The sequence below is a fragment of the Actinomadura fulvescens genome (genome assembly GCF_039533225.1).
GTDB lineage: Bacteria > Actinomycetota > Actinomycetes > Streptosporangiales > Streptosporangiaceae > Spirillospora > Spirillospora fulvescens.
The window spans coordinates 1-8854 of the sequence record NZ_BAAATD010000036.1; the positions used below are offsets into that span (position 1 = coordinate 1).

Annotated in this window: 4 protein-coding genes; 1 reads left to right on the forward strand and 3 read right to left on the reverse strand. The window is 67.3% G+C overall.

The window, feature by feature from the left end:
- Positions 1-177: 177 nt before the first annotated feature.
- The gene (locus ABD333_RS47160; protein ID WP_344549467.1) at positions 178-405 is read right to left on the reverse strand and encodes a hypothetical protein; all 228 of its coding nucleotides are present in this window, start codon (positions 403-405) and stop codon (positions 178-180) included.
- A 224-nt stretch (positions 406-629) separates the two neighbouring features.
- On the opposite strand from ABD333_RS47160, the gene ABD333_RS47165 reads away from it, so the two are divergent.
- Positions 630-1424, forward strand: a complete 795-nt coding sequence (locus ABD333_RS47165) for an endonuclease/exonuclease/phosphatase family protein (protein WP_344549468.1) — start codon at positions 630-632, stop codon at positions 1422-1424.
- A 643-nt stretch (positions 1425-2067) separates the two neighbouring features.
- Here the strand turns inward: ABD333_RS47165 and ABD333_RS47170 are convergent.
- Together ABD333_RS47170 and rpoB are read right to left on the reverse strand one after the other, a co-directional pair.
- Positions 2068-5940, reverse strand: a complete 3873-nt coding sequence (locus ABD333_RS47170; protein ID WP_344549469.1) for a DNA-directed RNA polymerase subunit beta' — start codon at positions 5938-5940, stop codon at positions 2068-2070.
- A 20-nt stretch (positions 5941-5960) separates the two neighbouring features.
- Positions 5961-8854, reverse strand: a 2894-nt coding sequence (rpoB, locus tag ABD333_RS47175; protein WP_344549470.1) for a DNA-directed RNA polymerase subunit beta, incomplete at its 5' end; no start/stop codon positions are given.

The window sequence follows — 8854 nt, forward strand, 5'->3', positions numbered from 1 at the left end:
GCCACTTCTTGGCCTACTGGCGCCACCACCTCGCCCAAGAACACCACCGTGTTCACCACACGCGCCGCCAGGATGAGTACGACCTCACCGCGTGATCAGGCTTCTCCTTCAAAACGAACCACACCCATAGAAAAAGACCGCTCCCCATCACGTGGGAAGCGGTCCTGTAGGAACGCGCTATCGAGAGCACTCCACCTCAGCGCGGCGGTCGGTCATCCCCTTCTGGACCGCCTGCTGGACGCACTGCTTCTGCTTTTCGGTCAGCTGGAGCTTGCCGCACACCTTGACCCCGGAGTACGTACGGCAGTCCTGGGTCTGCGGTGCCTTGGCCTGCGCCGGAACCGCCCCTGCGGCGCCGAACACCGTGACCACGCCCAGCACACCCGCCGCGATGATCTTCATCATGGCACGTTCCCCCTGTTCGTCCCATATCCACGTTAGCGACCTCATCATCCCCATCTGGTGACGGGTAACCCAAATAAGGACAAAGGCCCTATATCTACCCGAACGCACCCTTAAACCCGGCCCCGCCCTCAGCGGCGACGGTGCGGACTTAACGGATGAGAAGCCCTCCGATAACGCCGCCCCCTAGGGTCGCTCCTCGACCCCTCCAACCGAGGAGACAACGCATGGGAACACGGTCCATCGCTCTCACTTTTCTTACGGGCCTGCTGGTGGTGACCACCCCTGGCATCGCCGCAGCACACAGTACTCCGGCGGCCAGGCAGACCGCCCCGGCGGACAACGGCGCCTCCGCCCTGGGCAGGGATCGGCGGGTCCTGCAGATGAACATCTGCAACAGCGGCTACGCCTCGTGCTATCGCGGCGGGGTGGCCGTGACGTCGGCCATCAAAATGATCAGGCGCCGGAAGCCCTGGGTGGTGACGCTCAACGAGGCCTGCGGACGCGACGCCCAGAACATCGCCAAGGCGATCGGCATGAGGTACACCTTCTTCCCCGCCCACAAGGCCTCCGGCGGCGCCGCCCGGTGCAAGAACAAGCAGGCCTACGGCAATGCCGTCCTCACCTGGCAGAACGCCCCGCGCACCTACTACCGGGTGCTCGCCCGTCAGGTTCGCGGCGCCGAGAAGCGTTCCATGGGATGCCGCGAGATCCAGGCCATGGTCGCCTGCACGACCCACCTGACCAACAAGTCCAAGTCGGTGGCCCTGGACCAGTGCAAGGAGGCCATCGTGTACGCGCGCAAGTTCGCCCGTGGCAAGAGGGTCTTCCTGATCGGCGACCTCAACCTGCGCTACAACAAGGACAGGGTCCAGAGCTGCGTCCCGAAGAAGTTCACCCGCAAGAGCGACGGCAGCGTCCAGCACGCGATCGTCGACAACAGGCTCCCGATCAAGGGCCATAACCACGAGGACCTGTGGGGCAGCGACCACGACGCCTTCTGGGTGGACCTCGGCACCTGACCGACCGCACCCCCCACAACGCCGAGGCCCCTTCCGCCAGCCGGAAGGGGCCTCCGCAGTCCCAGACCCCGAAGACCCCACCCCGATGCGCACAGCCGCGCCTGTCCCCAAGCCCGGGCCGCGCGGCGCCGGCGTCGTTGGCGGAGGCCAAGAGTGTGCCCGGACCCAGCTGGCGCAGGCCGGGCCGCGCGCAGCGCGGGCGTTGTTGACGGAGGCCCGACGTATGCCCAGACCCGGCTGGCGCAGGCCCGGCATGTGCTCGGACCCGGCCGGTGGAAGCCCGGCATGTGCTCGGACCCCGGCTGGCGCAGGCCCGGCGTATGTCCTCGGGCGTTGTTGGCGAAGGCCCGGTTGGCGGAGACCCGGCTTGTGCTCAGGCCCGGCTAGCGGAGGCCGGGCGTGTGCTCGAACCCGGGTGGTAGAGGCCGGGCTTGTGTTCGGACCCGGCTGGTGAAGGGGCCGGGCATGTGCTTAGGCCCGCTGGTCAAGGCCCGGCCTGGGCTCAGGCCCTGGTGGTGAAGGCCCGGCATGTGCTCAGAGCCGACCGGGGTGGGCTTGGGGGTGGACGGGGGTTGGGTGTGGGTAGGCGAAAGGCCCCTTCCGGGGCGGAAGGGGCCTTTCGGCGTGTCGTCAGACCTCGGGTTTAGCGGTTGTACTGGCCGAAGTCGTACTCCTCCAGCGGGACGGCCTCGCCGGAACCCTGGCCGAAGGCGTACTCGGCGCCGTCGTCGTAGGAACCGACGGAGTAGACCGCCGCCTTGGCCTCTTCGGTGGGCTCGACCCGGACGTTGCGGTACTGCGGCATGCCGGTACCGGCCGGGATGAGCTTACCGATGATGACGTTCTCCTTGAGGCCCAGCAGCGGGTCGCTCTTGGCGTGCATCGCGGCCTCGGTCAGGACTCGCGTCGTCTCCTGGAAGGAGGCGGCCGAGAGCCAGGACTCGGTGGCCAAAGAGGCCTTGGTGATGCCCATCAGGACCGGGCGGCCGGCGGCGGGCGAGCCGCCCTCGGCCACGACCGAGCGGTTGGTCTCCTCGAAGAGGGGACGCTCCACCAGGTCACCCGGCAGCAGGTCGGTGTCGCCCGACTCGAGGATGTTCACCCGCTTGAGCATCTGGCGGACGATGATCTCGATGTGCTTGTCGTGGATCGACACACCCTGCGACCGGTAGACCTCCTGGACCTCGTGGACCAGGTGGAGCTGCACGGCGCGGGGGCCGAGGATGCGCAGGACCTCGTGCGGGTTCTGCGCACCGGCGATCAGCTGCTGGCCGACGTCGACGTGCTCGCCCTCCTTGACCAGGAGGCGGGAGCGCATCGGGACCTGGTAGGCGATCTCGTCCGAGCCGTCGTCGGGGACGATGACGACCTTGCGGGTCTTCTCCGTCTCGTCGATCTTGACCCGGCCGGCGACCTCGCTGATCGGGGCGACACCCTTGGGGATGCGCGCCTCGAACAGCTCCTGGACACGCGGCAGACCGTGCGTGATGTCGCCACCCGCCACACCACCGGTGTGGAAGGTACGCATGGTCAGCTGGGTGCCGGGCTCACCGATGGACTGCGCGGCGATGATGCCGACGGCCTCGCCGACGTCCACGCGCTTGCCGGTCGCCAGAGAGCGGCCGTAGCAGGCGGCGCAGACACCGATCTTGGCCTCGCAGACCAGGGCACTGCGGGTCCGGACCGTGTCCACACCGGCCTCGACCAGGCGGGACACCACGGTGTCCGACAGGTCGGTGTCGGCGGGGAAGATCACCGTGCCGTCGACGACGACGTCCTCGGCGATGGTCCGCCCGACCAGACCGGTCTCGGTGGTGGCCGGCTTGACCAGCGTGCCGTCGGGCAGCTTGTCGGCGACCGAGAAGGGGATCGTGCGGTCGGTGCCGCAGTCCTCTTCGCGGACGATGACGTCCTGGGCCACGTCGACGAGGCGACGGGTCAGGTAGCCCGAGTCGGCGGTGCGCAGCGCGGTGTCGGCCAGACCCTTACGGGCACCGTGCGTCGAGATGAAGTACTCGACGACCGAGAGGCCCTCACGGAACGACGACTTGATCGGCCGCGGGATGGTCTCACCCTTGGGGTTGGACACCAGGCCGCGCATACCGGCGATCTGCCGGATCTGCAGCGGGTTACCACGGGCACCGGAGTTGACCATCATCCAGACCGGGTTGGTCTTGGGGAAGGCCTGCTCCATGTCCGCGGCGACCTCGGCGGTGGCCTCGTTCCAGATCATGATGAGCTCTTGCTTGCGCTCATCGTCGGTGATCAGACCGCGGTTGTACTCCCGCTGCACCTTGTCGGCGCGGTTCTCGTAGCCCTGCAGGATCGAGGCCTTGTTGGGCGGGGTCACCACGTCCTCGATGGAGATGGTGACGCCCGACCGGGTGGCCCAGTGGAACCCGGTGGACTTGAGGGCGTCCAGCGCGTTGGCGACCTCGACCTTGGGGTAGGTCTCGGCCAGCTCGTTGACGATCGCCGAGAGCTGCTTCTTGCCGACCTCGTAGTTGACGAACGGGAAGTCGGCGGGCAGGGCCTCGTTGAACAGGGCCCGGCCCAGCGTGGTCTCCAGGCGGTACGGCTGACCCGGCTCGTAGCCCTCGGGCGCCTGCCAGCCGCGCGGCGGCGGGACGTCCTTGAACCGAACCTGGATCTTGGCCTGCAGGTCCAGTTCGGCGCGGTCGTAGGCCATGGTGGCCTCGGCCACGGAGCCGAACGCACGGCCGTCGCCGACGGTGTTCTCGCGCTCGGTCGTCAGCCAGTAGAGGCCGATCACCATGTCCTGGGTGGGCATGGTGACGGGCTTGCCGTCCGACGGCTTGAGGATGTTGTTGGTCGAGAGCATCAGGATGCGCGCCTCGGCCTGGGCCTCGGCCGACAGCGGCAGGTGCACGGCCATCTGGTCACCGTCGAAGTCCGCGTTGAACGCGGTGCAGACGAGCGGGTGGATCTGGATGGCCTTGCCCTCGACCAGCTGCGGCTCGAACGCCTGGATGCCGAGACGGTGCAGGGTCGGCGCGCGGTTGAGCAGCACCGGGTGCTCGGTGATGACCTCTTCGAGCACGTCCCACACGACGGGGCGGGCCCGCTCGACCATGCGCTTGGCGCTCTTGATGTTCTGCGCGTGGTTGAGGTCGACCAGCCGCTTCATGACGAACGGCTTGAACAGCTCCAGCGCCATCTGCTTGGGCAGGCCGCACTGGTGCAGCTTGAGCTGCGGGCCGACGACGATGACCGAACGGCCGGAGTAGTCGACGCGCTTGCCCAGCAGGTTTTGCCGGAACCGGCCCTGCTTGCCCTTGAGCATGTCGGAGAGCGACTTCAGGGGGCGGTTGCCCGGCCCGGTGACGGGCCGGCCGCGGCGGCCGTTGTCGAACAGCGCGTCGACGGCCTCCTGAAGCATGCGCTTCTCGTTGTTGACGATGATCTCGGGCGCGCCCAGGTCGAGCAGGCGCTTGAGCCGGTTGTTCCGGTTGATCACGCGGCGGTACAGGTCGTTCAGGTCGGAGGTCGCGAAGCGGCCACCGTCCAGCTGCACCATCGGACGCAGGTCCGGCGGGATCACCGGGATGCAGTCGAGCACCATGCCCAGCGGGCTGTTGCGGGTGTTGAGGAACGCCGAGACGACCTTCAGCCGCTTGAGGGCACGGGCCTTCTTCTGGCCCTTGCCGGTGCGGATGATGTCGCGCAGGCGCTCGGCCTCCGCGTCGAGGTCGAAGTTCTCCAGGCGGGCCTGGATCGCCGCGGCGCCCATGCCCCCCTCGAAGTACTTGCCGAAGCGGTCCCGCATCTCGCGGTAGAGCATCTCGTCGCCCTCAAGGTCCTGGACCTTGAGGTTCTTGAAGCGGTTCCAGACCTCGTCGAGACGGTCGATCTCGCGCTGCGCGCGGTCGCGCAGCTGCTTCATCTCCCGCTCGGCGCCGTCGCGCACCTTGCGCTTCTGGTCGGCCTTGGCCCCGGCCTCCTCCAGCTCCGCCAGGTCGCCCTCCAGCTTCTGCTGGCGGGCCTCGACCTGGGCGTCGCGGGCCTGCTCGATCTGCTGCCGCTCCACCGAGATGTGCGCCTCGAGGGTCGGCAGGTCACGGTCGCGACGCTCGGCGTCGACGCTCGTGATCATGTACGCCGCGAAGTAGATGATCTTTTCGAGATCCTTCGGGGCGAGGTCGAGCAGGTAGCCCAGGCGTGACGGGACGCCCTTGAAGTACCAGATGTGCGTGACGGGCGCGGCCAGCTCGATGTGGCCCATCCGCTCACGGCGCACCTTGGCACGGGTCACCTCGACGCCGCAGCGCTCACAGATGATGCCCTTGAACCGGACGCGCTTGTACTTACCGCAGTAGCACTCCCAGTCCCGGGTCGGACCGAAGATCTTCTCGCAGAAGAGCCCGTCCTTCTCCGGCTTGAGGGTCCGGTAGTTGATCGTCTCCGGCTTCTTCACCTCGCCGTGCGACCACTGGCGGATGTCGTCGGCGGTCGCCAGACCGATGCGAAGCTCGTCGAAGAAGTTGACGTCAAGCAACTTGTTTCCCCTTGAGTTGATCAGACCTCTTCGACACTGCTCGGCTCACGCCGGGACAGGTCGATGCCGAGCTCTTCCGCCGCGCGGAAGACGTCCTCGTCGGTGTCTCGCATCTCGATGGACATGCCGTCGCTGGAGAGCACCTCGACGTTGAGGCACAGTGACTGCATTTCCTTGATGAGGACCTTGAAGGACTCGGGAATGCCGGGCTCGGGGATGTTCTCGCCCTTGACGATGGCCTCGTAGACCTTCACGCGGCCCAGTACGTCGTCGGACTTGATCGTCAGCAGCTCCTGCAGCGCGTAGGCCGCGCCGTAGGCCTCCAGGGCCCAGACCTCCATCTCGCCGAAGCGCTGGCCGCCGAACTGGGCCTTACCGCCCAGCGGCTGCTGGGTGATCATGGAGTACGGTCCGGTCGAACGAGCGTGGATCTTGTCGTCGACCAGGTGCAGCAGCTTGAGGATGTAGATGTAGCCGACCGAGATCGGGTCCTTGTAGGGCTCACCGGTACGGCCATCGAACATCCGCGCCTTACCACCCGGACCGACCAGGCGGTCGCCGTCGCGGTTGGGCAGGGTGCTCTCGATCAGGCCGGTGACGTCGTCCTCGCGGGCACCGTCGAACACCGGCGTCGCGGTGTTGGTCCACGGCCCGGCCTCGTCGGCGCCGATGGCCTTGAGGGCCTTCTTCCAGTCGGCGTCGTCGCCCTCGACCTTCCAGCCGCGGCTGGCGACCCAGCCGAGGTGGGTCTCCAGGACCTGTCCCACGTTCATACGACCGGGGACGCCCAGCGGGTTGAGGACGATGTCGACCGGGGTGCCGTCTTCGAGGAACGGCATGTCCTCGACCGGCAGCACCTTGGAGATGACGCCCTTGTTGCCGTGACGACCGGCCAGCTTGTCCCCATCGGTGATCTTGCGCTTCTGCGCCACGTACACCCGGACCAGCTCGTTCACACCCGGCGGCAGCTCATCGCCCTCGTCGCGCGAGAACACCCGCACGCCGATGACCTTGCCCTGCTCACCGTGCGGCACCTTCAGCGAGGTGTCGCGTACTTCGCGGGCCTTCTCACCGAAGATCGCGCGCAGCAGCCGCTCCTCAGGCGTCAGCTCGGTCTCGCCCTTGGGCGTGACCTTGCCGACCAGGATGTCACCGGGCACCACGTCGGCGCCGATGCGGATGATGCCGCGCTCGTCCAGGTCGGCCAGGACCTCTTCGGAGACGTTCGGGATATCCCGAGTGATCTCCTCCGGGCCCAGCTTGGTGTCACGGGCGTCGACCTCGTGCTCCTCGATGTGGATCGAGGACAGGACGTCGTCCTGCACCAGCCGCTGCGACAGGATGATCGCGTCTTCGTAGTTGTGACCCTCCCACGGCATGAACGCCACGAGCAGGTTCTTGCCGAGCGCCATCTCACCCTGGTCGGTGCACGGGCCGTCGGCGACGACCTGCCCGAGCTCGACCCGCTGGCCCTCTTCGACGATGGGCTTCTGGTTGAAGCAGGTGCCCTGGTTGGACCGCTTGAACTTCGCGACCCGGTAGGTCGTCCGCGTGCCGTCGTCGTTCATGACGGTCACGTAGTCGGCCGACACCTCCTCGACCACACCGGCCTTCTCGGCGGTGATCACGTCACCGGCGTCGACGGCGGCGCGGTATTCCATGCCCGTGCCGACCAGTGGTGCTTCGCTGCGCAGCAGCGGCACCGACTGGCGCTGCATGTTGGAGCCCATCAGCGCCCGGTTGGCGTCGTCGTGCTCCAGGAACGGGATCATCGCCGTCGCGACCGAGGTCATCTGGCGCGCCGAGACGTCCATGTACTGGACCTCGCCCGGCGGGATCAGCTCGACCTCGCCGCCCTTCTTGCGGACCAGGACCTTCTGCTCGACGAACGTGCCGTCGTCGTTGAGCAGGGAGTTGGCCTGCGCGACGACGAACCGGTCCTCCTCGTCCGCGGTGAGGTAGTCGATCTGGTCGGTGACCACACCGTTGTCGACCTTGCGGTACGGGGTCTCGACGAAGCCGAACGGGTTGACCCGCCCGAACGCGGCGAGCGAGCCGATCAGGCCGATGTTGGGGCCTTCCGGCGTCTCGATCGGGCACATGCGGCCGTAGTGCGACGGGTGAACGTCACGGACCTCCATGCCCGCCCGCTCACGCGACAGACCACCCGGACCCAGCGCCGACAACCGGCGCTTGTGCGTCAGGCCGGCGAGGGGGTTGGTCTGGTCCATGAACTGCGACAGCTGCGAGGTGCCGAAGAACTCCTTGATGGAGGCCACGACCGGGCGGATGTTGATCAGCGTCTGCGGCGTGATCGCCTCGACGTCCTGCGTGGTCATCCGCTCACGAACGACCCGCTCCATCCGCGCCAGACCCAGACGCACCTGGTTTTGGATCAGCTCGCCCACCGTACGCAGCCGCCGGTTGCCGAAGTGGTCGATGTCATCGACCTCGATCGGCACCGGGGCGGACCCGACGGTGGCCTCCTCCTCGCCGGCGTGCAGCCGGACGAGGTACTCGATGGTCCCGACGATGTCGTCCTCGGTGAGCGTGCCCTGGTTCATGTCCAGGTCGAGCCCGAGCTTCTTGTTGATCTTGTAGCGGCCGACCTTGGCGACGTCGTACCGCTTGGGGTTGAAGTAGAGGTTCTCCAGCAGGGTCTGCGCCGACTCCTTGGTCGGCGGCTCGCCCGGACGCAGCTTGCGGTAGATGTCCAGCAGAGCGTCGTCCTGCCCGGAGGTGTGGTCCTTCTCCAGCGTGACGTTGATCGACTCATACCCGCCGAAATGCTCGCGGATCCGGGCCTCGTCCCACCCCAGCGCCTTCAGCAGCACCGTCACCGGCTGCTTGCGCTTGCGATCGATACGAACGCCCACGTTGTCGCGCTTGTCGACCTCGAACTCCAACCAGGCAC